We start from the raw sequence: 25,592 nt of genomic DNA on the forward strand, positions 1-25,592 counted from the left end.
CCTTTCTTTATCGGCATCGTTGCCTTGAGTAAATTGTAATCCCTTTGCATATATATTGCAAAAAGATATTCCTAAACGAAGTGTGCGGTGGAATAGATTTCTCTACTCCACCGCACGGTCCAGACTACAGAACAAACACAAGTGTAGTCTTGATCAGCTCAGCGAGATTTCGCTGGAAATTTTGCAGCGCAACCTTCATTTCATTTGCAGAGGGGTTTTTCTGCTGACAAACCTCTGCCAACCTTTCGATTGCTACTCCGATAGTGAAACGTGAGCTCCCCTTCGGATGATAAATACGCACCCAACGAAACCTAGAGTCAGACTCCAACAACTTTGCAAATCTTGCCGAATGCTTCTGATGAGCAGCATCTGCGATGAGAATGGAGGACGCACGAATTTCTCTTATCGAGCCCTCGAGCAATGCATGCAGATTGTCCGCATCTACAGAGTCCTGACAAGGGTGGATACGAATCTTTCTGCCGAGCATATTTTCCAAATGCTCCTGAACCAGCTTCATCTTCTCCAATTCCTGCTTCCCACCAACCTGAAAAATGCGAGGAAGATCTTTGATGGACTTGGCCAGAGCCGCCACTGAGGCACTCATTTACACTCCTGGAAGTTATCAGCATAGTCGCCTTGTCTTTATTTTACGTTTGAACGAAAATTTATGCAAAAGGATAAATCACAACAATTCATGTAAAATAAATAAATGTGTATTATAAATAGAATAGAAATATAGAGGTGGACGCATGATTATTCCAAAACCAATTTTCCAAGGAGCACGTATAGGAATCATCGCGCCTGCAAGTCCAATTGATCCCCATCTCACTTACCAAGCGATTGATCAATTGAGCGAGATTGGCTATGAGCCTGTTTTAGGTGAAGCTATCTTTGATCAACTTGGTTTTTTAGCTGGATATGATGAAGACCGACTGACAGATTTCCACAAGATGTTTGCTGATAAAACAATTGATGCGATCCTTTGCCTTCGTGGAGGTTACGGTTCCATGCGTATGATCGATCAGATCGATTATGATCTGATTCGCTGCAACCCAAAATGGTTGATTGGGTACAGCGATATCACAACTTTGTTAAACGCGATCTATCAAGAAACAGGAGTAATGACCATGCATGGACCAATGTTAGCGGAATTACTGGGATCTGTTCATACCAATTGGTGGTCAGAACTCTGGCGTCGGGTGTCCAATCCTACTTGCCCGTATATGTATCCAAATATAAAAAAAGCCCAATGCCTCTTTCCTGGAGAAGCAGCTGGACCCATTATAGGGGGTAATCTAACTTTATTGGCAGCATCCTTGGGCACACCATATGAAATAAATACGACAGACTGCATTTTATTTATCGAAGAAGTTGGGGAAAACCCTTATCGCATTGATCGAATGTTAACACAGCTTCGACTGGCGGGAAAATTACAGACTGCAAATGGAATTATATTTGGAGATTTTACAGACTGCAAAGCTCCTGACCACAAACCTAGTATTCCCGTAGAAACGATACTTTTGAATCATATGCAGCAAGTATGTACCCCTTCTTATATCGGTTTGCCAGCTGGGCATTCTTTACCTAACTATCCGATCCCGATAGGAGCACCTACCTATATGGATGCAGATGCTTGTCTTTGCACCATTTTCCCTGAGTAACATCTATAATAAAAAGAGGTTTATCACGCTCAGGATAACGAATATCGTTATCCTGAGTTTTTTCATCAAAGCTACCAAATGGGGACGATCGACTCGACTCCCATTGCTTGCTTCAGGTAGAGAAGGAAGTCGGCCAAAGCGTGCTCAAAGGTCAGCGAATCTGCCTGTTCCAACCTAGAGGCTGCCCTGACCAGTACCCCTTCATTTCTCACAGGTGGGTGAGAGAAGTAGCCTTTAATAGACCACATCACAGATGGTCCAAGGAAATCTGATAATGCATTCTTTAGTTCCTTGGCAACTCGATTAGCTGCAATTTCCGCTTCTCCCGCACCGACACCGATGAGCTTTTCAAGATAGGCTGCTTCATACGCACGAGGTACTTTTTTTGTTGCTTCTACAATTTTTCCCATCGTTATATCCTAAGTTCAGCTGGACGATCCTTACCGTCATTATAAAGGAGGAGATAAAATTCTGCAAATTCTGACTAACTGACTAAATCCTGTATTTTGCTTAGATCCCCATCTTCAAAATATCTCTTGAGCAGTCTCTCCTCTGGTATAAATCCTAATGAATTTCCTTTTCTATCCGTTAGTTCAAACACATGGTAACATTCTTTGTACCAACTATGAAGGATAGATGTTGTAGTTACCTGTTGTATTTGAACTCGGTGAATGGGAACATCGTGACTAATTCCATGGTGATGACGATGTAACAAAAAACGCAAATATTGGAGATGATGTGCCCGCAAATGTTTTATGTTTGTCATCAGTAAAAAGAGTGCGATCGTAAACAAGGGAAAAGAGGTAAAGAAACCCCATCCAATTAAACCAATAGAAAACAAAATACTCGTCCAGTAGGTAAGCCTTATACAAAGATGGTAAGGCACTACATAACTCAATGCTGCTTGCAATACTCTGCCGCCATCCAAGGGATAGATTGGTACTAGATTGAAGAGTGCAAGAAAAAGATTTCCTTGGATAAAATATGTTGTCCATTCCTCACTCCACCAACCAAGCCGAAAAGCAAGAAGGCTAAACAATACCATCCAAACATGATGAAAAGGACCAGCTAATGCCACTACAATCTCTTCTTTAGCAGGAACTGTCCCCCATTCGTCTGTTTTTGCTACTCCACCAATCGGTAAAAGTTCAATTGATTGGATGCGCCAGCCATATGACCAAGCCGCTACAATATGACCTAGTTCATGGATAAGCACTAAAATACATAAAGTGATAATTTCTAAAAAATGGCCAGTCCAAACCGAAATAACAACAAGCAGCCAAAACGTTGGGTGTAGGCGAATTTTTTGAAGTTGAGCCATCTTCTATTACCTTAACGGAATGATTCCAGTAGGATCGATAAACTGTCCATTTTCTTGAAGTCCTACATAAACAAAATACTGGTTATTTCGTGGTTTAACTTGTCCGATAATTTGTCCTCTTTTCACATTATCTTTCACATGTAAATTTACTTTGCCGAGAAATCCGTACCAAGTTTCTTTGCCGTCCCCATGGCGGACAATAACTGTTTGACCAATACCTGTCTTATCCCCAACAAAAATAATCGTTCCTGATTTTGCTGCTGCCACTGGAACATTTTTGGTGGTTTGAATCACCACTCCTTTTCGTTGCTCATTGAAAGAGAGTACAATTTTCCCTTTCACTGGTGCTGCCCATTTCTCTATTTGTTTTTTCTCTCCAGAAAACACAGGTAATAAAGTTGGTCGACTTCCTACTATTTCTTGATAATAGGCTGTCAATTTATCATAGGGAATTTTTTGGTTCCAAGCAGTATGAATCCATTCCTCGGCAGCTGGGTATCTGGAACCTAATACGGTAATCAAAAAAAGCATAGCTGCTGCTACCAATTGAAAAAGAAACACATTTTTGGGTTTCTTGTATTCCTTGTTTTTTGGTGTATCACTCCATTTCATAAAAGATTGCTTCTCTATATCTGTTTCTATTTCTTTTGGTTCCCATGATGGTTCACGCCTGCCTAATTCTAATTTCCGCTCTAAAGATCTTATCTTTTTCTCTCTATTCTTATTTAACTCATATCCCCAGTCCACCATTACATATCCCTACCCCTCATTGCTCGTACCAATTTGTACAATCATATGATGAAGATGTGCGTCATATGCTCCTATTGTACAACTTGAAAAAGGAGGAAAATAACAGTGACAAAGATACGTGATTGGGTACAGAAAGTCTGGAAAGTATCTATCCAATGGTGTAGAGCAAAACTGCCTTCTAAGCGAGCAAACTAAAAAGGGCGACCCTTAAAGGGTTGCCTTTTTTATTCTAGTATTATACTATTATTGAACGAATTCTCTAAATTAAAAAACTAGAAAACAGGATACTAGATACTTGCTGAATTGCACCTAGCACCTTACTTTCATTCGAAAATCAATTCAAATCCCAAGAAACACGTTCATGAAACCAATCAGAAGCTGCTTGAGCTCTCTTTTGCAATTCTTCTTCGTTTGCTCCCTCGACAACAAAAGAAGCAATGTGATCGACTTGACTGACAGGATCACCATAATCTTGTCCAATTTTACCGACTGATTTGTACTCTACAACAAAACTAGGCGGTTGTTCTGTCGGTAAAGATAGTAAAGTCCCATTTTTCGGTGGAAGAATCATCCAAGCAGCAAGTATATCTGGATTTTTTTGTTTTTCAACCGAAGGAACAGGTACTGTTTTTCCACACTGCAATCGCAAAGATGCTTCTAATAGGTTCGCACCAAATGCATGTTCATTCATTTGGGCAATACGTCCGCCACCTGTACGACTTGCGATTTCTACTAATACGATTCGATCATCGGGTGTATGGAACCATTCTGCGTGGAAAGTAGTATATTCAGGGGTAGCTAAACTAGTAATAAGCTTTTTCGTCATATCTACTAATCTTTCTGCAATACTACTTGTTGGAGTGAGCAAAAATGCTCCTTGATAGTCAGTAGTGTGGAAATGCAGAGGTGCATCATAATATTTAGAAGCACTAATAAAAGCTAGCTGTCCCTCCTGCACTATTCCATCAACATGGTAAACTTCTCCCTCAACAAACTTTTCTACTGCGATTTCCAAAGGGACACCTTGTGCAATAAAGCGAGATAAAGCTTCCTTGTTTTCTAACACTGATGTTCCAGTAGAACCTCTACCAGTAACAGGTTTCACAACAACTGGGAAATCATGTTCCTGAACAAATTGGATGAGATCAAAAGAGGAGTGAATTCGGCGAAATTTTGTTACAGGTATTCCATTTTTACCAGCAACTTCTTTCATTCGCACTTTATCCCGATATTGTTCAGCGCTATCGGAACGCTGTCCTTTGAGGTCAAACCAATCCCGAATACTAGCGGCTCGTATGATGTCCATTTCTTTTAAAGCAATTACGGTATGGTATTGGTATGTTTCATACAGTTCTATCGCCCGAAGTTCAACGTTGCTATTCACGTCGTATGAGTCAAATGCTTCGATATAGGCGTATTTTTGTTTGGGAAAACCGTCAGCATACTTGCTATCAGTCAGTAAAACAAGCTCTTCCCCCAAGTCACCTAACAACTCATCATATGGACAATCTGCATGGGAAACTGCGTTTAAAATTAAGATACTCATTGGTTCCTCCTCTTTGTTACATTTACGGAATTTTCTTCAAAAAACCCCTTCAATCCATCCTCCCCCATTATAATTATATCTTTTTATTTCATGCAATCAATTAGTTATTTGTAATAAAGACCGAATTTTCTTTTTAAAACCTAAAAATTTACTTTTTTGTATAATGGTTTCCTATAATTTTTTTGCAATTTTTATCCATATAAAAAACCCCATTCGGGGTTGTTTTAAGCAAATCCAAGCCACTTTTTCATTTTCCCTATCATATTAGGTTCTTTTTCTTGAACGAGAAGCGGAACCATTTCACCCATTATTCGCCGTGCTACATTTCGATACGCCTTACCTGCGAATGATCCGCTATTCCAAACCGTCGGTTCTCCCGCATTACCAGCTCGAATCACTTGCTCATCATCTGGTATTACTCCAAGTAAATCCACTGATAAAATGGAAACTACTTCTTCGACATCAAGAATTCCACCATCCTTGACCAGTTGCTTCCGGAAACGATTGATGATTAATTTTGGAGTAGCAATCCTCTCTTTTTCTAAAAGCCCAATTACTCGATCTGCATCTCGAACAGCAGTATGTTCTGGTGTCGTCACAACAATTGCTTTATCTGCACCAGCAATTGCATGCTGGAAGCCCGATTCAATTCCTGCCGGACAATCGATGATAATATAATCAAATTGATCACGTAAATCTGCAATTAATCTCCTAAGCTGATTGGATGTGATCGCACTTTTATCTTTTGTTTGTGCTGCTGGGAGTAAATACAGTTCTTCGCATCGTTTATCTCGAATCAGAGCTTGATCTACTCTGCATTGCTCTTCGATCACATCTACAATGTCGTAAACGATCCGATTTTCTAAACCCATTAAAACATCTAGGTTACGTAGACCAATATCTGTATCTATTAAACATACTTTTTTACCAATTAGTGCTAATGCAGTGCCTATGTTAGCAGAAGTAGTAGTCTTCCCTACTCCTCCTTTTCCGGATGTTACGACAATACTTTCTCCCATTACTGGTCCTCCTCCCTAGCCGAATCTTCTACTGAGCTCTTTCCATTCCATTTCAGGCCGAATATGGCTAAGATGACTCATTTTATCTACCGCGATCTGATCTTTGACGATATAAGCAAAACGCATATGGTTTTCGGATTCTTTCCATTCGTCTGGCGGACGAGAGATAATATTATGAATTCTTAGTTGTGTTGGGCGGAAAATAGAAGCTGCAATAATTACCGTTTCATCTCCGTCACTGCCGGCATGCGCCAAACCTCGTAGTGCTCCTAATACAAAAATACTTCCGGTTGATTGTACACACCCACCTGGATTCACATCTCCAAGCAGCAGTAGATCTCCTCGGTGCGTAAGTACTTGTCCTGATCGAACGGTACCTGTGAGCATCTCCATTTTTCGTGGTGGATCTAATAAGTAAGGAACACCATCTGACTCCAACGTATGTACATGAAGATTTTTTCGGAATGAAAATATCTCGCGCATATCTTGTTCTTCACGTCTTGTAATCTGCCTTTTTCCTAGCTTTATCTGTACTCGCATATCAGGACCATTCCAAATATGGGATGCGTTTTCATGGAGCAATTTATGTTTTAATTCATTAAGCACTATGGAAAAGGGGAGGTTATCATCTAAAAAGAAAAGAAGTCCATCTTTTGTACCTTTGATTAATACACTTGGTTTTACTACCTTTGCCATTCTAGCTCACCCCATCTCCTTATTCTTTCGCTATACCCTACTGTTTTCCTTCCTGCTTGTACTTATAGAGGAAAAAAACCCCGTTCCTTTAAACTAATAAACCGTTGATCTCCGATAATAATATGATCCAATAAATCTATTCCCACTGTCATAGATGCTTGATATAAAAGTTCCGTTACCTCAATATCTTCTCGACTTGGCGATGGATCGCCACTAGGATGATTATGTATGCATATAAAAGCAGAAGCACTTGCAAGAATTGCCGCTCGTAAAACTTCCCTTGGATGAACGACAGAAGCATCTAGACTTCCAATGAAGACACATTTTTTCTCGATCACACAATGCTTGGTGTCTAAGTAAATACAGACAAAATGTTCTTGCGTCAGATAACGCATCTCATCCATGACATAATTCGCTACATCATCTGGTGATTGCATTCGTGGCTTTTCTTCTGGGAGTGTACGTGTAATTCTCCTACCTAACTCCAGTCCTGCTACTAACTGAATGGCTTTTGCTGGTCCAATTCCCTTGAGATTCATCAACTCATTTAAACTCATATTAGCAAGACCTCTTAAACCTCCGGTCTTACTCAATAAATTTTCTGCTAAATGTGTAGCTGAAACTCCTGCTGTACCAGTTCGCAATAATAAAGCAATTAGTTCAGAGTTCGATAAGTTGGCTTGTCCCAATCTCATCATTCGCTCACGAGGACGTTCGTCTATGGGCAGATCCTGAATTAACAACGCTCATCACTCCTTTAACGAGAAAAATCTGTCATGAGGTGATAACCCAGTTGTCCAAACATTTGATGAAGCAAGGGAAGCGATAACCCAACAACATTAAAATAACATCCATCAATCCGATCAACGAGACATGCCCCAAGTGCTTGAATACCATAAGATCCAGCTTTGTCCATCGGTTCCCCTGTATCTACATACCAAGCAATGGTTTGATCAGATAAGTCCGTCATCCATACATTTGTCTGACGAAAATCAGTTATAACTTGCGTAATCTCTCCTGCTTTGCATTCGATGAGCGTAATACCTGTGAAAACTTGGTGTTTTCTACCAGATAATTGCTGTAACATTGCTACTGCATGCTGCCTGTCCGCTGGTTTTCCTAGTATTTTTCCATCAATCGATACAACCGTATCTGCCCCAATTATCACAGCAGACGAAAAAGAGGTGGCAGCTACTGATCTTGCTTTAAGAAGTGCCAACTCCATAACCAGTTGTTCAGGTTCAGTAAGCGCGATCTGTGATTCATCAACGGAACTACTAATCACTTCAAATGATAGTCCTAGTTGCTCGAGCAACTCCTTCCTGCGGGGAGAGGAGGAGGCGAGAATAAGATGAGTCAAGCCGAAAATTCCTCCTATTGGAAAATATAAATGGGAATATACGTACTGTACTATTCTACAAGATTTTACTCAACTCCTGCAAAGCCCAGAAGCAAGAAAAAGCCTTGTATTTCTATAAAAATATTTTATCATTATTTTCACAAAAAATCACGCAACCCTTATCACCGTTTTTGAGAAAGGGCATAAATGAGTTGCTCATATCCTGTTGTATATCGAACTAAACCTTCTTGCACAAACCATGCAAACGCTGTACTTTGGTGTTTGGACAACTCATCTGCACCTTGAACGGCTTGATCAAGACCTCTAGCTAACTCTATCATTGCAGCACGAATTTCGTTTGAGTATGCATTCGATTTTTGATTTGCTTTCATAAATGCTTGTTGCTTCGCTTTTAAGTTAGCGGGTATTTGTGCTTTCTCAGGATTTGTAATGCTCGCTACTGATATAGCTTGCAGCTGTGTAAATAACTGATTACCTATTTTTAACGTCTGAATCAAATCAGCAATTTCTGGAGCTTTTCCCGAAAGGGATTGCTCTTTAATATAAACTGTAATCCCTTTTTCAGCGTACCTCTTCGTCAATTTCTGTGCATCCTTTTTATTAGCAGCGACTCCTAAATAGATACGATATGGTGCTTGATCAGACATAACAGCAGCAAACCCTTTTGTTCGGTACTTTTTTGCTACTGCCGTCGCACTACTCTTCGATTGGTAATTTCCTGCCTGCAAAACAGAAACATGCAGGGCAGGTATGTTCATGCTTGTTGGTTTTATTGTTGCTGATTTCTGATCAATCTGTTTGTTTGCTGCTGGTGTTTTCTCAGAAGGTGCAGGCAAATGTGCATCAATTGTATTACTATTGGCATTGGGATGATCAGAGAAAAATAACGTTAGAACCGAGAATCCCATCACTGTACCTACTAACAAAGCACCAGCAATGGAGATAAATAGATGAACAAATGGACGTTTATCTTTTTTCTGACTTCCAAACGGCTTCCCAGGAGAAGACCAATCAATCACATCACTTTGTGTGCTCACCATATCTTCTAATGGAAAAGGGATGATACGTGGTTTGATCTTGGATTTTGGTGGTTCATTGGATTTGCCGATTTTTTTAGTTTGTACTTTCGGCTGGAAAGTCTCTTTATTTGTCTTCCTTTGTACTTTGGTTCCGATATTTACTTCCATCTCATCTACCCTCTCTCAAACTTGTTAGTAGAGTATATGAGCTAGTAGAGTTGATAGAACAGATTTACAGGAAAAAAAGATAGAGCATCGAAGGCTTACCAGATAAGAAAAAAATGCTCCAAATGCAAGATGCGGACCAAATGGAAACTCTTGGTTTAAAGAGAATGTCTTTCCTCTTATGAAAAGAAACACAACGCATAAAAGACCACTGATAGATGCCAGCCAGAGTGCAAATAATACACCTTCCCAACTGATCATCAAAGAACACAAAGCCATCAACTTGGCATCTCCCTGCCCCAGACGATTGGTGCCTTTTGCAATGGAAAAGAGAATCAAATACGTCACGATGCTTATACCAATTTGATAGGGCAAAGATGGTAGATCATGCATTGCTAGTAAAATGACGAGAATCACATATCCACCAATTGTTAGTTGATCGAATATATAAGAAGTATGCCAGTCTATCCAGCCAATCAGCAAAAGAAGAAAAAGGAATAATAACGCTATTCCTATCTCAAGAATGGTATGAAGTTGAAAAAATAGAAGCCCTCCTCCCACTCCTCCTAATATAGCGAGCAAGAACGAATAAGAATGAAGGAATTCATGTGAGATGTTGCGGTATGCTAGAAGTTTTTTTCCAAGTAAAGGCAGGTAGAAACTACTAATACTGACTAAAACGATACTGATGATAGAAAGATATTCCAATATTATCATTCATTTCTAATTTTTTAGAATATCATAACAAAAAAAGCAACCTTTTTAAAAAAAGTTGCTTTTTGATTTCCTAATTCGGGACGGGATCAGCTTTTTTCTTTGACACTTCTACTCTTTCATTTCCCATCAAGGAAACGCAGATAAATGCAAAAACTGCTGGAATGATCGCCCAAGCAAATGTATATGCAATGGAATCCGACAATACAGCTGTGATTTTCTCTAGGATAATTGGTGGAATTTTTTCTCTTGTTTCTGGGTTCAAAAGAGCTCTAGGATCTGCCAATGGACCAGCAGGTAGATTTGCACCACCTACACCAGAAAACACGCTTGTTATCTTATCCGTAAAATAGTTTCGCTGTAAAATTCCGAAGATCGTAATACCAAGGGTCATTCCCAATGTCCGTAAAAAAGTACTCGTAGATGTAGCAGACCCTCGTTCTCGATATCCAAATGGTTGAATGGCTGATTGTCCTAATACGGAAAAAGAGAAGCCAACCCCAAAACCGGTAATGATCATATAGGTTGTCAAAACGGAATTTGTTATATCTGGAGAAATGGTACTCAATAAAAATACTCCCATTATAAATATCACGCAGGATGTGACCATAATCGTTCGAAAATTAGTCTTGGAAACAAGTAATCCACCGATCTGAGCTCCAACGACACTTCCAAGAGTCATAGGAATCAAAATAAAACCAGCATTTGTCGTTGATCCACCCATAACTCCTTGTACGAAGATCGGTATGTACACGGTTCCTACAATAAAAGCAATTCCATAAAACAAATTTGCTAGTACACTAGAGGTGAAAAGCCTTTTTCTGAACATCTGAAAGTTAATGATAGGCTCTTTAGCTCGCATTTCAATCCAAATAAATGCAAGAAGGAAAACCGCAAAAGAAACAAACAGGCCTAAAATCTCCACTGAATCCCATGCATATTCATTTCCGCCAAGCTCTAAGGCAAACATCAAAGACACAACACTAATAACAAGGGTAAGTGCCCCCCACCAGTCGATTTGCGCTTTGGTATATGTCTTAGACTCTTTATAAAATGGCACAATAAGCGCAAGAGAGATGATTCCTAGCGGTACATTGATATAAAATATCCAATGCCAACTAAAATTATCTGTTATTAGTGCTCCAAAAAGTGGTCCAAAAATACTAGATAAACCAAAAGTTGCTCCAAATAGACCAGACATCTTTCCACGTTTTTCAGGAGGAAAGAGATCAAACATAATCGTGAAAGCAATTGGATTTAATGCACCTGCTCCTATCCCTTGGATCGCTCGATAAATACTCAATTGCACCATGTTTTGTGCCAGTCCACACAAAATACTCCCGGTCAAAAACACGATGAGACCAAATAAAAAAAACTTTTTCCGACCATACATATCTGACAATTTCCCAAAAATCGGAGTTCCTGCTACCTGTGTGATAAGATAAGCAGACGTTACCCAGACAAATTTGTCAAATCCTCCAAGGTCGGAAACAATCGTACCAGTAGCAGTAGCGACAATGGTATTATCCATTGCAGCGATCAATATTCCAAGCAATAGCCCTGCTACAACAAAGCCATTTCTGCTCTGCTTTTGAGCAACCATCCGTATTTCCCTCCATCAAGCTGTTACTTTCATCGATTTCTTGATGTTTGTTAAATCGATTTGAAAAAACAAACTATTATTCATTTGACTGTGACTAATGAATCATTTTCATTCTTCCTTTGGAGTACTTATCAACTCCCGCCATTCATTCTACTTTTATAAGTGGATAATCACAAACCATTATATTATACCAAAGGGTCGATTTATCATTCGATTATATTCTTCACGAAACTATTTTTCTAATCTAGCATGTGGGCTATGTATAATAATGAAAAAGTCAAATTTCTTCATACTGAAAGGATTTCCGACTATGGAGACGTTCATCACTTCATTTTCGCTTTTAATGAGTTTGGAGAGTCGATTCGGCTTTCTCTGGCTCATGGTCTGCTCCTAAGACCCAGCTTAAGGGGCACGAATGCACGATCCGATTCGGTGACTACCTCCTTCAGCTCACCAAAAACCAAGCAGTGCTTTTTGTTCTGGATGAGATGGTCGATGCGCAGATCGATCGTATGCTACTAGGGAATGTTGTTCCTGATTCTCTGCGGAATTAGCTTTGGAAGCATGTTGAAGTTGTAACGAGCGGATCTTATAAACTGGACGGAGTGTGTGAGATCACGTAGAGAAACTACTTGAATTCTTCCTGTAATGCCCATTAGAGCTATCGATAAATACATCTGCTTGGGCAGCATATAAACATTCCGCTGCCCAAGTAACTAAATCACTGTATCCTTACCAATATCTACCTGTTGCCACCATCAAGCTGTTACTTTCACTTCCTCTTTTACGAATGACTGCTCATGCTTTTCGAAGTGATCCCGATATTCCACACGATCAATCGCTGCTGATTGACCGAGCTTCACTCGATTTCCACGAACAACTTTAATATTTGCCGTTTCGATATCCAGATCGTCTCCTTCCATCATATCCGTAACTACTTCTGCTTCATACGAGGAGAGGAATTTAAACCATTTGGTGAGACCAAAAGGTCGATTGAACTTTCTAACCATTATTTTTTCTCCGCCGATTTCAGGTGCTTTGCAATCCGCATAAGGAACTATATCTGCCGTCCCAATGTTCAAAAGACCTTTAATGGTAAATGCTCCACGAATTTTGAAGTCTTCCGCTTCACAATCTCCTGCTACTTGTAAACCGCCTTTGAGATTCAAGGAATCAAAGGTCGCATTTCCTTTTATTTTTAATTCTCCATAGATAGATGCAGTTTTCATAACAAGAGAAACTCCAACAGTTGTCTGACCATAAACTTTTAATCGATCCGCATTTACTTGACCTTCAAATGTTCCGTCACCATTAATTCTGATTGATTTGGCTTTGAGATTACCAGCGACTTTTACCCTGCCATTGCATATCAATTCCACGCATTCTATATCACCTGTTATCGTTGCATCTCCATTGATTCGCACCCGATCATACACTCCACCAGAGGCTGATCCATGCCCCATTAAGACTAAGTTATTCATCTTTTTTACCTCCTTGCGATATCTCTTTTACCTCAATGAAAAGCTTATGAAAAGAGTACTTTTCTATGATTCCTACCTCTGGATCAAAATGAGCATCTCCTGGTGGTGAGACGACAGTTACGACTGGTACTCCCATTTTTCTTGTAAAATAAAATACTCCGTCTTTCTGGTGTACATGCTGTAGATATGGCTCAACTGTTTGATAGATCAACTCACCTTCTGATCTGCTTATTTTTCCTTCTCTTAGCATTTTGTCAATCAAATAATACAAACAGACAAGATCAAAGGAAATGCGATCTTCTAAGGTGAATTTCTTAGCAAATTGCTCGATAACTACAGAAGAAACAATGTTACGTTTCAATATATCTTCTTTAGTAAGATAGGCAGGAAACGAATCAGGTTTTTTATCGAACACAGTAACCATATCATCCAAGGAAACATCATCTTTCATACTTTTAATCCGTTCGACACGCTCCAAAACTTCCTCTTTTAGAAAAAATGTCTCTTGCCCAGTGAACGTAGATTTACGGATAAACCACTCTTCCGGGATTAACTTTTTACGTTTCCATCGGTACAATTGCCCATATGAAATGCCTGTTTTGATCAGGAGATCCTTTTTCGAAATCAATTCTTGTTCCATATTCGTCCTCCCCTTTTTCACCAGAGTAACATAACATTGTTACATGATAAAGAGCAAATACATCTTTTAAGGGTAGAACCAGCATCCGGCGACTGAGGGGCAACGCAACCATATAACGGAAATGAACCGTGCCCCAATAGAAACCTCCACCAATCCAGCAACCTCAGATGAACTCAGTGGATAGTCTTTCAGGGGGTGATTCTCCACCAATTGGAAGATATATTGGAATTCTTTAATGCTGTAGTCTGGTGCTATTGTTGCAGCAGTTTGTCGAACTCCTAACGGAATCAATCGTTCAAAAGACACATCTATTCCTAATTCTTCTTTCATTTCTCTGATACCGTCTTCTATCTTTTCACCTTCTAGAAAGTGCCACCAACTGCCACATCTACATAATTTGGCCTATCAAAAGTATATTGATTAGGAGACTTTTTCTGAAGCAGCATTGTCTTTTTTTCACTGTTTATGACTATACATGTGAATACTCGATGCCATAATCCATTTCTATGTGCCTCTTCTTTCGAAACCTGTCCAATAAACTCATATTGGTCCGTAAAAATATCAATAAATTCATTCACCATTTTCCCACTCAAATTTAAACTCCTTGTAATTCTTGTCTTTGGGTCAATTCTAAAACATACATACCTCTTGATATAACCCAAGGATTACTAAGAGGTAAATGAAAACCAGTAACTGATTCTAAAAAATCCTTGAAGACATCAGCGTAAACTCCCCCATGTGCTATTTCAGGATGTTTTTGTTGCAATTCTGCTAATTCTTTTGCCATTGATCATAAGTCACATCTGAAACAATTGAAGTGTTTATCTATAGTACAGAAAAGAATGGATCAGAATTTGTCGACGACGACGATTAATTAATTCAAGTGCTTCAACATTCATTGGACATTCTCCCAAAAAATACAATCAAATTACTGCTACATTTAAAGGTAATATAGATTCTCATCTTTAAAAATACCTAGCGACTACTTTATTAATCACAAAGAATACCCCAGTTGTTTTGTAACCACTCAATCTCTAAAAAGAAATGTTGTGGAACTATACTACAATTCTCAATATCTGTTTTCATCTGCCAAAGTGCTTCTATTGTCTATAGTAATTGAAGTGATCGTCCTAAATCTTTTAACTCAAAGGAAGGAAGCCATCCTTGATAAACCTTTTAAAAATGCAGCTAACTTATTCTCATCCAAACCATTTTCATCAATGTAACCAGATAAGGTTGCACGAGCTACATCTAGTTCTGGTGCTGAAATATGATCATTTTAGAATAGCATATATAAGTGGAAGTCCCAGTGAGCCCAACCACTTGGACAAGTTTGAAATAGGTTGAAATCAAATTGGTTTAAGATCTCTTGTTGTTGCTCTAATTCCACTAAAAAAAGATGAGTCTAAAACCTCATTGAGTTAAAATCCTTCAACGAGACGTTGTGATCTCTTTAGAGCTTCCTTTATATCTGTGATTCGTCAACGGTTCGAAGTTTCCGATCTCTCATGAGAATTTCTCCATTCACAATGGTTGTATGTACATCAGCACCCGTAGCACAATATGCCAACAGCGCGTGAATATCGTGGTGTGGAATTAATGGGGTTGCATAATATCCACGAGGATGATATCTGCATACTTCCCTATTTCTAGTGTTCCTACATATTCATCAATTGATAATAGTTTTGCTCCCTCGATAGTAGCCATCCTTAATAACGTTTTCGCATCGAGAACTGTTGGATCAAAGTAGTTTACTTTTTGAAGTCCACCAACGATCTTCATTTCTTTGAATAGATCTAGAGTAGAGGCACTTCCTGCTCTATCTGTTCCAATCCCTACCGTGATTCCTTGATTCAGATACTTTTTAATCGGAGCAATTCCACATCCCAATTTTAGATTGCTCATCGGATTGTGAGCTACTCCTTTGTTATATTTGATTAGATCGATATCTTCATCATTCAGATGTATTCCATGAGCCAGCAACACATGGTGTTCACCCGAAAACATACCTAGATCATACAAATATTTTGTTGGGGATTTTTTGTATTTGCTTTGCATTTTCGCTACTTCTTCTTGTGTTTCAGCAAGATGAATATGCATGGGTACCTGTAGTTCTTCTGCTAGTTGAACAACTTTCTTTAGGTACTCGGGTGTACAAGTAAATGGAGCATGAGGATCTAACATGGTTGTAATTCTTCCATTCGCTTTCCCTGTCCATTTTTTGATGAGATCAATTCCCTCTTGTAACTGTTGTCCCCCATCCTCCCCTAACATTTGAATGATCCCCTTGTAAGAGAAGCACGAATACCGGAATCTTCCACTGCCCTTGCAACGTGATCCATCTGAATGTACATATCTGCATAAGCAGTAGTTCCAGATTTAATCATTTCCACAATTCCTAGCAAAGCACCCCAATAAATGTCCTCTTCATTCATTCTACTTTCGGCTGGCAACATCTTTTTCTCCAGCCAATCCATAAGACGTAGATCGTCACTAAATCCCCGTAACAATGACATCGGTGTATATTATGTTGATTATTAAACCAGGCATTGCAACCATTCCATCTGCATCTATTACTTCTTTTACCAATGAGAGATCTTTTGGGGAGATTTGGCCAATCGCTCTAATCTTTCTTCCTTTAAGAATATTCCCTTTGATAGAACTTCATCTGGTTCCATCATCGTAAGTATGATTGCATTTTGGATCAGATGAATACTCATTCATCCCAACTTCTTTCCCTCTAGAGTTTCGTTACTATTTCGCCATTTCCATCTACTTAAAACTAATGTTAACAATCCTTTCCGTCTTTTCGTCCCATTAAAGCAGTTACTGTTACCTGAAAAGGAAACTTTCCTGACGGTTCGAGCGGACAAAGGAAGGGTTAGCAGCAGCTAAATTGCATGGTCGAACACCTGGTAGACCTCAAACGGAAAAAGATAAGATGGAATATGCTCGTTACCTTCTAGATCAGGGGAATATGACGATGCAACAGGTAGCTGATAAAGTGGTGATATCTCGGATGACACTACATCGAAAATTGAAGGATGCAAATTAGCATGAATCAACAAGAACTTAGAAAAGAATTCAACAGCAAAATTAGACGGCGTTATTTCAAAGAGCATAAAGAGATTTGTTCACGATGTGGGCGTTATAGTGAAGGAATAGATTTGCATTACAAGATTCCTCTTGGTGAAGGAGGGAATAATGATTTTTAATAATCTAAATCCTTTGTGTGCTGTTAGCCATAGAGAATGGCATGATATAGCTCATTTGGTTTCATTCGATGAATTTATGGAAATGCCCAATGCAGTAGAAGTTGCAGCCTTACTTAGAAAAGAACCCATTATTTTGGTAGGTGATCAACAAATACCATTAAAAGAGTTGGTAAAAATAACACGTGGTCATATTAGGGATTATTTTGACAGAGTTACCGAACCAGCATCCGGCGACTGAGGGGTATCGTAACCATATAATAGAATCTATCTGACGGACTAGAGCACGTACGTCTCATATGATTGGATATTTTTCAAAATGTTGTGGATTTGGCGGAAGTAATACGACAGTTAAGAAAGGAAGGTTATACGGTAAACCCAGAGGATCTAAGTGCATTGAGTCCTTATCTGACGGAACATATTAAACGATTTGGTGATTATGTCATTGATTTGGAAAAACAATCTCAACCTTTTGATGGGAAATTAAAATTAGAGTTGGAAAGTGCTTGATAGAAAGGGCCTTTATTCCCTTTTTACAATTTTTTCTATCTATTGTGCCGTTTTTGGACTTATCTCGGACGACCCCCCCCTATGAGGAATGCAAAAAGGACAATACATATTTTATATTCGTTGAGCTATTTGAGAATGCTTCCCCAAAAAAGGCTCGCTTTATAAAAAAAGATTTTGTTTTCATTTAGCCTATAGCTATCATGACATTGGAAATGATGCTAAGGCTCAGATGTTATATGAAGAAAATTTAACTGATAACCCCAACAAATGATAGAAAAAACACTTCTGAATCGTTTTCAGAAGTGTTTTTTCTTCAGTCTGAAATGATTTCTGAAAAAAATCAGAGGTCTTTTTTGTTATCAATCATAAATTTTGTATTGATCATTATAGCCAGATGATTTATTAGTTGTTTGGAGATAAATTTCAGCTTGCCCATTAGTCCCATCTTCTAAAAATCGAATCCAATAAGAATCACAACTATACGGGCTAAGACTCTCATAACCACTAGTTAAATATTCATCTGAACTATCTGGATCATAATCTTTGATATAAAAATTTTGTGTCGAACCTGTTGGATTGCATACTCGAATATATTCTGAGGCATGTGCGCTATCTACAGGTGTAATATAAGCATTAAGAGTGGAATTATAATGTACCTGTCCAGACCATAACAATTGCCATCCAGCAGAATCTGCAAATACTAATGAAAACGGTGTCAATAGTGCAAAAAGAAAAGCAAGAAATGGTACTGTAATCTTTTTGAAACTCATGATGACTTCCTCCCTGTTGTCATGTAATCGTTCACAAACAATTAAGTAAAATAAAAACAAGTGACATTTATTAAATATTTAATCCTCTTGGGAATCATTATACATGAAAATAGAATAAAAATCTAATATTAAATTAATAAAATATATTATAATATGTGGTAATGATTAGAATTAATAACCATTTTTAGAAAATTCACCTAATTTCCTATAGCTATATGCAACTCTAGCAGCTAACCGAAAGATTGCTTATTAACATTTATTGCTAACAAAAAAAGCCGAATGGAATTTGGGTGTTTTTGCCATCCCCTCGAAAAGAAATATTTCAGAATTTTCCGATCAAAAATCTCATGCCTATCACCTAATAATAGCACCTGGGGTTTAGGGAGCAAGTGAACAGAAAACTGGAATAGACCTTACCGGACATGAATTTTAGCTCCTATTTCCTGCCTTATCGGATAAAGAAAGGAATCGTCTCATTATCCTTACTAGAAACAAGTAATCCCCTTCAGAAATAAGTAATGGAATATAAAAGGGGGAGGGGAATCGCTATGTTTCAGTTTGAAAAAATTCAACCTAGTGAGGATGAAGAATACATAGAGTGGGTACAAAAATGCTCGGGACGCTGTCCTGATGGGTTTGTTTAGTAAAACATAGAACAGTATGTGGACAACTAGAATTACAGATTATGTAAATCTATTATTAATTCCATCTTAGTTTGGGAGGAATTCTAAAGATGGAAAATCGTTTACAGTACGATCGTTTTTGATACATGAAGATAGAGAGCAGTTCAGTGATCCAAATAATTGATTTTGTCTATGACATGATTACTAAATATTTTGGCTAACTACCACCAACCCTACAGTGCTGCCTGTAGGGTTTTCCTTTTCCAATTGATCAACCTATCAAACTGCGCTATCTTTAAATGAGAAGATTGCTCCTATCCGGTTGAGCGATCCCGAACCCTAGAAGAGGAATCATGAGCAGTATTGAGTTCCCCACCCGCGAGCCTGACAGCGTCTCTCCTGATGGAGTCAAGGTCTGGTTCTACGGAACCACGATCTACCACGAGTACGGGGACGGTCGTCGGTTCCTGCGTGTGAAGGTCGACAAGAACACGCACATCACTGACCTTCAGACCGGTGATACCACGATCGAGGAAGGGGAATAGTCTCTTCCTCTGTTCTATGGTTCATGGACCAGTTGCGAATTTCGTAGCTGGTCCACCCACTTTCACATCCTCAAACGGCACCAACTCATGATTATCATCTCGACAAATAACCTGATAATACTTAATTCTACGATTAACGTAGAATACAACTCCACGACGACCATCTTTTGTTTGAATAGTGTCGCCTTTTTCTGAGAATTGCCACCATTCGATCATCCTCCTGTATGTGAAATATCTAATATACGCGGTTCTGAGCGTTGTTTTTATATGAGGTAATGCCCATAAGGTATATAAGATATAAAAACTGCTATAAAATGCCTTATTCTTCGAAATAGGCCCAGTGACAGGGTTCCTGCTCTAGTCTGCAGGATTATTTCCATATTTTGTAATTTTGATTTTTAACTGATTTGTACTGCTTTTGTAGATATCTTCTCTCTATCAGAAATTATACTTATTTAGAAATGACATAGAGAGAAGGGAAAGCAGTATTGAAGAGAAACTGGGACAAAAGGAATTAGAAGAACACTTCACGACATTACCCAGTAAACGTCATTTGGTTAATGGGGAAGAAAACCAACGCAAATCGTTTAGGTTGTGCGGTTCTTTTGAAATATTTTCAACAGAAACTCGTTTTCCGAATCAAAAACAAGATGTCCCTCCGGTAGTTGTTCAATATCTAGCGGATCAGGTAAATGCTTCGATTGGAGATTTCTTTAACGGATATAGTTGGGGTGGAAAAGAAAGGAGCTACACGGATCATCGGAAGATCATTCGTAATCTTCTTGGTTTTCGAGAACTAAAACGAAAAGATAACGAAAAATTGCAAGAATGGTTACAAGTTCAGCTAACCCATGATACCGATTATCTAAAAGATCAAGCATACCGTTTATTTCGGGAGTGGAAAGTCGAACCTCCTTCTACTGGCAATTTAAAACGGATGATTGACTCTGTTATGGATACCTTTGAAAAGCATTTTTTTCAAACCACTTTTAAGCAATTGTCCCCAACTACTTTGTCTCGGATGGATGTCTTACTAGAATCGGAGGAAGAGGTTGACCAGTATACAGAAGAAGAACTTGCGAAAGAAAGTGATATTTTAAGTTTTCGCCAGCTATTAGCTACTCCAAACAAACCAAGTGTATCTACGATGAATCAGGAAATGAAAAAGCACCTAGCTATCCAGCATCTTCAAGTCCCGCACGATCTATGTAAGCAAATATCTCCTAACTTGGTGAAAAAATATCGACTGCGTGCAGCTACCGAGATGGTAACCGAACTACGTGCTCATCCACCTTATATTCGTTTGCTTGCTATCTTATTTTGGCATCGTTTAGCAGAAGTCACCATCACTTGGCAGATTTAATCGATGAAGTTACTCGGAAACTGGGAAATAAGGCTGAAAACAAAATCAAAATCGAAGTGGTGAAGGATCTACAGAAAGTAGAAGGAAAGAATAAACACATCATTGATTTACCGGAAGCCACGATTACCCACCCAGAGGGTGTGATTCAAGATATTTTGTATTCTGTAGTAAATCCGGAAACCATCCGAAATATCATCCAAGAAATGAAACGAAACAAACGGAAATACCGAAAAAATTTACACCAAGATGCACACCTCCTACTAGGGGCATTATCGATCCTCTTTCTGTGACATGTTAAAACATCTGGATTTTCGTTGCAATAACCTAAACCATCAACCTGTCATTGAAGCGATTCAACTCATTCGAGAGTATAAAGGAAGGGCACAGCGCTATTTTGCTCTTTCGGATGAAGTACCGATTGAAGGGGTCATTCAACCGAAATGGAAAGAGAACCTGATTGAAACCGATAGCAAAGGAGAAGAACGTGTCAATCGAGTAAACTATAAGATTGCTGTTTTGCAATCGCTACGAAAGCGATTACGCTGTAAAGAAATTTGGATTGAAGGTGCAGATCGCTATCGGAACCCAGAAGGGGATCTTCCCCAAGATTTTGAAGAACACAAAGAAGAGCATTTTCAAGCCTTGAAAATCCCGCTAGATGTAGAACTTTTCATCTCGAAAATAAAAGATTTGATGAAAGATAGCCTAAGTCTATTGAATCAAGGATTCGAAGAAAATCGTCTGGTTTGTTTTGATTATAAACCAGCCTAGCAATAAAAGTTATAGAAGCATTAAAAGGATTTAAATTCAATTCTGAAATAAGTTCAAAAGCGGCTTTGAAAAATCACCTCATTTGTGACAAGTTCATTATACTCAACTTTTTCTTGAGTTTTGGATCGTTGTCAACATAACTTTATCTCTTCCAAAACAAAGCCCTACGATATGTCTCTATTTCATCTATCAAGTCCTACTAACAAATACTTCGATCTCTCAGCGTAACCTGAGTATGACCGAAGTATCTGATGTTTTTGAGCATTGTCGATTTAGTCGTATAATATCACTTGGCGTTCAAAGGCAAGACCACCTGATGGAAGAGCAGCCTTAACATAAAGTTCCGCTTTATTGTTGTCTCCATCTTTAAATTTATCCAAATTTTCGAATGTGTAACATTTGCCAATGCTCAATGTCTAAGATTATACATAGTCGTCATTATCGTAAACGCAATTTCGATCATATTCGTACACCAAAAACTACGTACTTCCCATGCTCTTATTATAAACCTTAAAACTTCCACCATCAGAATACACATACGAGGTTCTATAATAAGTGAGCTTTCCAGTCTTCTGTCCTGTATTAATGGTCAATTTGTACATACCCAATTTATCCAATGCTGCAAATACTGAAGAAAGAGGGAGGAGGACCACACATACAAGCACAAATAAAGACATACTCCATTTTCCTATTTTCAAAAAGCATTCCCTTTTCGATCGTACTGCTTGATATTAATGTTATTAGTTAATTATTAGAAACTTGTATTTTCGGAATAACAAATTGTAGTTGTTAATTAATCGACTACTCTTAACTAATATCGTAAATTAATTTTCATAATATACCAAAAAAAGCGAATAGTAAAATAAATTGATTAATGACAATCTTTTTTGAAATACATATTAGTAAAGAGTGGTTGCTGCGAATACAAAAAAACAAGCATTCTTGTTCATTTTTTTATTGGCATAAACAGCAAGTTTTCACAGCTATGCGAATAACAGTATAGCAGGTTATGGTTTGCTTCCTGCTCGTCTTTCATAGTAAAAAAGGAGGAAGATCTACTTTAATAAGAGCAGGCCTCCCGCTTTTCTTTGTATAACTATAAAGCTACATTCAATTTAATTGGTATTCATTCTTCCCTATTTGTTTGAAAGTCCTATGATAGAACAATGAGAATATCCTCTAAAATCTTTTGGAGTCACTTTATTCCAAGAAGTAAATATATTTGATTTTTCTTGTTCCGCATCTGATGTCTTTTTTTATTTTCCTTCTTGCTCTAACTGTTTAACATCCGCTACAAGCTGCTTCACATTGGGTTTTAACCCATCATAAAACTTGCGTACTTTCCCAGTCTGATCAACCAGATAAAATTGGGATGGGTGATTGAATAAAACGGTTTTGGGATCATTGGTATTCACTTTACTTACTTGGCCTTTAAAAGCATCTGTCGCGATCTTTTGAATATATTCAAAAGAATATCCTGTTAAAAAGTGCCAGTTAGTAAGATTAGCACCATGATCTTCTCCAAATTTTTTCAAGACATCAGATTTATCGTGTTCTGGATCAACTGTGAAAGAAACCATGGTTGCTGGAATGCCTTCCTTTTCAACCGCTTTTTGCACTCTTGCTAAATTCGCTGTCATGGGAGGGCAAATATTAGGACAACGGGTGAAGAGAAAATGAGTCAGCCATACTTTTCCCTTCAATGTATCTTTTGTAACCGTTTTGTTTGTTTGATCTACTGCTTGAAAATCAGGTACTTGCCAATTCAGATCTGTCACATCGTTTTGAGCTGCTGTTTGCTGCTCAGGTGGATTAGTAGATGGTCTGGAACAAGCAACTATAAAAAAAGAAAGAATAAGAACACATACAAAAAGACATTTGGTTTTATGTATCAAAATTAGTTCCTCCTTTTAAAAATCACCACTACCCACCATAACACAGGAACCAAGTGAACTCAATTCCTATGAATCCAAAATCCATAAAAATCATCCAAAAAGAGACATATGGAATGCCACATGCCTCTTGCATTTGCTACAGTGTTCTGGGCATACAAAAAATTTGGTATACCCAGAACAAGACTACTTGGAAATGTGAATCGTTACGCCACTATCAAATACCTCATAAGTTCCTAGTTTGGTTTCTGGATTTTCGATTCGCTTCGCATCAGAGGCTCGACAAACGTTACTCACAGATTTGACGAAGCCAAAATCAACCCAGACCTTACTAATGCCGATCGAAAAACTCTTACCGTCTTTATCTACCCAACTGATGGAGTCAGCAGGGGGAATTCGCCGGTAAGCCCGCTTATCGTCTCGAATCGTAACACCCTGATCAGGAAGACCCTTGACAGTGACGATTGGATTCTCTTTGGAAGTGTACTCCATTTTTACTCCTTCTGGAGTAGACAATAGTCATAATTAGAATATCATATATTGCTGGGTTTCGATACATTTACGAGTTCTTCCACTAGCCCGTGAGACACTCTCCAAATATCGCCTGCTCCCATCGTAAAGACCACATCACCCGCTTCGGCATGAGTAATCAAATAATCAACTACTTGCGCATGAGTGGCAAGAAAAGTTGTGTTTGGGTTACTATTGACCTTGATCAATTCCGCCAAACGCTCAGCATTAACTCCAGGAATAGGCGCTTCCCCTGCTGGTGCATATAACGTATTGATAATCACCTCATCTGCGTCACCAAAGGCTTCGCTAAATTCTTTCATCAACAAATGTGTCCGGGAATACCGCTGAGGTTGAAATACTACCCTTATTTTGCGGTTGATCGCCTTTGCTGCCGCTAATGTTGCTACAATTTCAGTCGGATGATGGGCGTAATCATCAATCACCAATATTTCATTCACTTCTCCTATGATTTGAAAACGGCGCTTAGCTCCTTGAAATTGGTAGAGTGCTTCTGCTATCGCATGGAATGAAAGACCCAGTGACAAGCTTGCTACAATCACAGCTAATGCATTTAACACATTGTGACGTCCTGGTTTTTGCAAGGTTACTTTGCCTAAACGCTCATCACCATGATAAACAGCAAATGAGATCAAGTGCCCTTCTGGCTCAATCTCTTTGGCCATATAATCCGCTGGAGTATCAATCGCATAAGTAACCACATTACTTGTTAATTCTTTGGCAATACTGCGCACATGTTCATCGTCCCAGCCTATAATTGCTTTTCCTTCTGGGCGTACTTGGTTGATAAACTCCACATAGGCCTGTTTTAGTTTCGCGAAATCGTTATCATAGTTTTCTAAGTGATCCGCTTCAATGTTAGTTACAATCGCCAAATGAGGATGATAGGCGAGAAAAGAGCCATCGCTTTCATCCGCTTCCGCTACCACATAATCACTTTTTCCTGCTTTTGCGTTACCTTTTAGGCCAACGATTTCCCCACCGATAATATAAGTGGGATCTACTTCACAAATCTCCAATGTCTGCGCCAGCATAGAGGATGTAGTCGTTTTCCCATGTGCACCTGCGACAGCAATGCCTTTCTTGCTGTTTAATAAATCTGCAAGCATTTCCGAGCGGTGAAAAGTAGGAATTCTTCTTTTTGTTGCTTCCACCAATTCCACATTATCCGCTGCGATGCTGGTGGAATAAACAACTTTGTCTGCTCCTATTACATTTTCCGCTTCGTGTCCGATTACTACAGTTGCACCTCGTTTTATTAACTTCTCCACTAGGGCGTTTTTCTCTACATCAGAGCCTGATACTTCATAGTTAAGATCAAGCAGAACTCGGGCGATAGCACTCATGCCATAGCCACCTATACCGATAAAATGGACATGCTGTTTTGTCAAATTCATCCC

Annotated in this window: 35 protein-coding genes; 9 read left to right on the plus strand and 26 right to left on the minus strand. The window is 38.8% G+C overall.

Annotation, left to right across the window (positions count from 1 at the left end; all coding sequences use genetic code 11):
- Window positions 1-124 precede the first annotated feature (124 nt).
- Window positions 125-604 (minus strand): hypothetical protein, encoded by a 480-nt coding sequence (locus GSM42_RS16690; RefSeq protein ID WP_160802675.1) that lies wholly within the window; start codon window positions 602-604, stop codon window positions 125-127.
- Between the two features lie 145 nt (window positions 605-749).
- On the opposite strand from GSM42_RS16690, the gene GSM42_RS16695 reads away from it, so the two are divergent.
- Window positions 750-1,661, plus strand: a complete 912-nt coding sequence (locus tag GSM42_RS16695; protein ID WP_160802676.1) for a S66 peptidase family protein — start codon at window positions 750-752, stop codon at window positions 1,659-1,661.
- A gap of 71 nt (window positions 1,662-1,732) precedes the next feature.
- On the opposite strand, the gene GSM42_RS16700 is transcribed toward GSM42_RS16695, so the two are convergent.
- The 20 genes from GSM42_RS16700 to GSM42_RS20805 form a co-directional block, all read right to left on the minus strand.
- Window positions 1,733-2,071 (minus strand): hypothetical protein, encoded by a 339-nt coding sequence (locus tag GSM42_RS16700; protein WP_160802677.1) that lies wholly within the window; start codon window positions 2,069-2,071, stop codon window positions 1,733-1,735.
- 74 nt (window positions 2,072-2,145) lie between these two features.
- Window positions 2,146-2,982, minus strand: a complete 837-nt coding sequence (locus GSM42_RS16705; protein ID WP_160802678.1) for a M50 family metallopeptidase — start codon at window positions 2,980-2,982, stop codon at window positions 2,146-2,148.
- Window positions 2,983-2,988: 6 nt separating this feature from the next.
- A complete protein-coding gene (locus tag GSM42_RS16710; protein WP_160802679.1) occupies window positions 2,989-3,732 on the minus strand; it encodes a M23 family metallopeptidase in 744 nt (247 codons plus the stop codon).
- A gap of 334 nt (window positions 3,733-4,066) precedes the next feature.
- Window positions 4,067-5,278, minus strand: a complete 1,212-nt coding sequence (locus GSM42_RS16715; RefSeq protein WP_160802680.1) for an ATP-grasp domain-containing protein — start codon at window positions 5,276-5,278, stop codon at window positions 4,067-4,069.
- A gap of 224 nt (window positions 5,279-5,502) precedes the next feature.
- Window positions 5,503-6,297 (minus strand): septum site-determining protein MinD, encoded by a 795-nt coding sequence (gene minD / locus GSM42_RS16720; RefSeq protein WP_160802681.1) that lies wholly within the window; start codon window positions 6,295-6,297, stop codon window positions 5,503-5,505.
- A gap of 15 nt (window positions 6,298-6,312) precedes the next feature.
- The gene (locus tag GSM42_RS16725; protein ID WP_160802682.1) at window positions 6,313-6,993 is read right to left on the minus strand and encodes a septum site-determining protein MinC; all 681 of its coding nucleotides are present in this window, start codon (window positions 6,991-6,993) and stop codon (window positions 6,313-6,315) included.
- A 62-nt stretch (window positions 6,994-7,055) separates the two neighbouring features.
- Window positions 7,056-7,736, minus strand: coding sequence for a RadC family protein (gene radC, locus GSM42_RS16730; protein ID WP_275402165.1), 681 nt, complete (start codon window positions 7,734-7,736; stop codon window positions 7,056-7,058).
- Between the two features lie 14 nt (window positions 7,737-7,750).
- A complete protein-coding gene (locus GSM42_RS16735) occupies window positions 7,751-8,353 on the minus strand; it encodes a Maf family protein (RefSeq protein WP_160802683.1) in 603 nt (200 codons plus the stop codon).
- 161 nt (window positions 8,354-8,514) lie between these two features.
- Complete coding sequence (locus GSM42_RS16740; RefSeq protein WP_160802684.1) at window positions 8,515-9,540, minus strand: SPOR domain-containing protein; 1,026 nt, start codon at window positions 9,538-9,540, stop codon at window positions 8,515-8,517.
- A 24-nt stretch (window positions 9,541-9,564) separates the two neighbouring features.
- Window positions 9,565-10,254: a prepilin peptidase gene (locus tag GSM42_RS16745; protein WP_160802685.1), complete on the minus strand. Its 690-nt coding sequence runs from the start codon at window positions 10,252-10,254 to the stop codon at window positions 9,565-9,567.
- Between the two features lie 70 nt (window positions 10,255-10,324).
- Window positions 10,325-11,854, minus strand: a complete 1,530-nt coding sequence (locus GSM42_RS16750; protein ID WP_160802686.1) for an MDR family MFS transporter — start codon at window positions 11,852-11,854, stop codon at window positions 10,325-10,327.
- Window positions 11,855-12,612: 758 nt separating this feature from the next.
- The gene (locus GSM42_RS16755) at window positions 12,613-13,335 is read right to left on the minus strand and encodes a polymer-forming cytoskeletal protein (RefSeq protein WP_160802687.1); all 723 of its coding nucleotides are present in this window, start codon (window positions 13,333-13,335) and stop codon (window positions 12,613-12,615) included.
- Complete coding sequence (locus GSM42_RS16760; RefSeq protein WP_160802688.1) at window positions 13,328-13,975, minus strand: DUF4004 family protein; 648 nt, start codon at window positions 13,973-13,975, stop codon at window positions 13,328-13,330. The genes GSM42_RS16755 and GSM42_RS16760 overlap by 8 nt, the downstream gene beginning before the upstream one ends.
- A gap of 66 nt (window positions 13,976-14,041) precedes the next feature.
- On the minus strand, window positions 14,042-14,305 hold the full coding sequence (locus tag GSM42_RS16765; protein ID WP_160802689.1) for an NUDIX hydrolase: 264 nt from the start codon (window positions 14,303-14,305) through the stop codon (window positions 14,042-14,044).
- A 32-nt stretch (window positions 14,306-14,337) separates the two neighbouring features.
- The gene (locus tag GSM42_RS16770) at window positions 14,338-14,568 is read right to left on the minus strand and encodes an NUDIX hydrolase (RefSeq protein WP_160802690.1); all 231 of its coding nucleotides are present in this window, start codon (window positions 14,566-14,568) and stop codon (window positions 14,338-14,340) included.
- A 2-nt stretch (window positions 14,569-14,570) separates the two neighbouring features.
- Window positions 14,571-14,762: a DNA ligase LigA-related protein gene (locus GSM42_RS16775; protein ID WP_160802691.1), complete on the minus strand. Its 192-nt coding sequence runs from the start codon at window positions 14,760-14,762 to the stop codon at window positions 14,571-14,573.
- 34 nt (window positions 14,763-14,796) lie between these two features.
- The gene (locus tag GSM42_RS21530; RefSeq protein ID WP_476712897.1) at window positions 14,797-14,874 is read right to left on the minus strand and encodes a DNA ligase LigA-related protein; all 78 of its coding nucleotides are present in this window, start codon (window positions 14,872-14,874) and stop codon (window positions 14,797-14,799) included.
- Between the two features lie 697 nt (window positions 14,875-15,571).
- Window positions 15,572-16,249 carry an amidohydrolase family protein gene (locus GSM42_RS16780; RefSeq protein ID WP_275402166.1) on the minus strand — a complete coding sequence of 226 codons (678 nt, stop codon included), beginning with the start codon at window positions 16,247-16,249 and terminating at the stop codon, window positions 15,572-15,574.
- Window positions 16,243-16,491, minus strand: a complete 249-nt coding sequence (locus GSM42_RS21065) for an amidohydrolase family protein (protein WP_420821009.1) — start codon at window positions 16,489-16,491, stop codon at window positions 16,243-16,245. The genes GSM42_RS16780 and GSM42_RS21065 overlap by 7 nt, the downstream gene beginning before the upstream one ends.
- Window positions 16,492-16,557: 66 nt before the next feature.
- Window positions 16,558-16,695 (minus strand): hypothetical protein, encoded by a 138-nt coding sequence (locus tag GSM42_RS20805; RefSeq protein ID WP_237446676.1) that lies wholly within the window; start codon window positions 16,693-16,695, stop codon window positions 16,558-16,560.
- A 176-nt stretch (window positions 16,696-16,871) separates the two neighbouring features.
- Between GSM42_RS20805 and GSM42_RS16785 the strand changes: the two genes are divergently transcribed.
- From GSM42_RS16785 to GSM42_RS16800, 4 genes are all read left to right on the plus strand, one after another.
- Window positions 16,872-17,030: a helix-turn-helix domain-containing protein gene (locus GSM42_RS16785; protein WP_160802692.1), complete on the plus strand. Its 159-nt coding sequence runs from the start codon at window positions 16,872-16,874 to the stop codon at window positions 17,028-17,030.
- A 1-nt stretch (window position 17,031) separates the two neighbouring features.
- On the plus strand, window positions 17,032-17,190 hold the full coding sequence (locus tag GSM42_RS16790; RefSeq protein ID WP_160802693.1) for a hypothetical protein: 159 nt from the start codon (window positions 17,032-17,034) through the stop codon (window positions 17,188-17,190).
- Entirely contained in the window at window positions 17,180-17,428 is a 249-nt protein-coding gene (locus tag GSM42_RS16795) for a hypothetical protein (protein WP_160802694.1), read from the plus strand. The genes GSM42_RS16790 and GSM42_RS16795 overlap by 11 nt, the downstream gene beginning before the upstream one ends.
- A 62-nt stretch (window positions 17,429-17,490) precedes the next feature.
- Window positions 17,491-17,697, plus strand: a complete 207-nt coding sequence (locus GSM42_RS16800) for a Tn3 family transposase (RefSeq protein WP_275402168.1) — start codon at window positions 17,491-17,493, stop codon at window positions 17,695-17,697.
- 359 nt (window positions 17,698-18,056) lie between these two features.
- Here GSM42_RS16800 and GSM42_RS16805 read toward each other — a convergent pair whose 3' ends face one another.
- Entirely contained in the window at window positions 18,057-18,467 is a 411-nt protein-coding gene (locus tag GSM42_RS16805) for a hypothetical protein (RefSeq protein WP_160802695.1), read from the minus strand.
- Between the two features lie 976 nt (window positions 18,468-19,443).
- On the opposite strand from GSM42_RS16805, the gene GSM42_RS16810 reads away from it, so the two are divergent.
- A complete protein-coding gene (locus GSM42_RS16810; protein ID WP_160802696.1) occupies window positions 19,444-19,635 on the plus strand; it encodes a hypothetical protein in 192 nt (63 codons plus the stop codon).
- A 21-nt stretch (window positions 19,636-19,656) separates the two neighbouring features.
- Here GSM42_RS16810 and GSM42_RS16815 read toward each other — a convergent pair whose 3' ends face one another.
- Window positions 19,657-19,851, minus strand: coding sequence for a hypothetical protein (locus GSM42_RS16815; RefSeq protein ID WP_160802697.1), 195 nt, complete (start codon window positions 19,849-19,851; stop codon window positions 19,657-19,659).
- A gap of 337 nt (window positions 19,852-20,188) precedes the next feature.
- On the opposite strand from GSM42_RS16815, the gene GSM42_RS16820 reads away from it, so the two are divergent.
- Genes GSM42_RS16820 through GSM42_RS16830 form a run of 3 tightly spaced genes read left to right on the plus strand, consistent with a single transcriptional unit; the run spans window position 20,189 to window position 21,769 of the window.
- Window positions 20,189-20,998 carry a DUF4158 domain-containing protein gene (locus GSM42_RS16820; RefSeq protein WP_237446677.1) on the plus strand — a complete coding sequence of 270 codons (810 nt, stop codon included), beginning with the start codon at window positions 20,189-20,191 and terminating at the stop codon, window positions 20,996-20,998.
- A complete protein-coding gene (locus GSM42_RS16825) occupies window positions 20,986-21,288 on the plus strand; it encodes a hypothetical protein (RefSeq protein ID WP_160802698.1) in 303 nt (100 codons plus the stop codon). The genes GSM42_RS16820 and GSM42_RS16825 overlap by 13 nt, the downstream gene beginning before the upstream one ends.
- A gap of 1 nt (window position 21,289) precedes the next feature.
- The gene (locus tag GSM42_RS16830) at window positions 21,290-21,769 is read left to right on the plus strand and encodes a hypothetical protein (protein ID WP_160802699.1); all 480 of its coding nucleotides are present in this window, start codon (window positions 21,290-21,292) and stop codon (window positions 21,767-21,769) included.
- Between the two features lie 1,256 nt (window positions 21,770-23,025).
- Here GSM42_RS16830 and GSM42_RS16835 read toward each other — a convergent pair.
- The 3 genes from GSM42_RS16835 to murC form a co-directional block, all read right to left on the minus strand.
- Window positions 23,026-23,664, minus strand: a complete 639-nt coding sequence (locus GSM42_RS16835) for an SCO family protein (protein ID WP_160802700.1) — start codon at window positions 23,662-23,664, stop codon at window positions 23,026-23,028.
- A 183-nt stretch (window positions 23,665-23,847) separates the two neighbouring features.
- Window positions 23,848-24,153: a hypothetical protein gene (locus GSM42_RS16840; RefSeq protein ID WP_160802701.1), complete on the minus strand. Its 306-nt coding sequence runs from the start codon at window positions 24,151-24,153 to the stop codon at window positions 23,848-23,850.
- Between the two features lie 41 nt (window positions 24,154-24,194).
- Complete coding sequence (gene murC / locus GSM42_RS16845; protein WP_160802702.1) at window positions 24,195-25,589, minus strand: UDP-N-acetylmuramate--L-alanine ligase; 1,395 nt, start codon at window positions 25,587-25,589, stop codon at window positions 24,195-24,197.
- Window positions 25,590-25,592 lie beyond the last annotated feature (3 nt).

The organism is Shimazuella alba, assembly GCF_009831235.1.
GTDB classification, from domain to species: domain Bacteria; phylum Bacillota; class Bacilli; order Thermoactinomycetales; family Thermoactinomycetaceae; genus Shimazuella; species Shimazuella alba.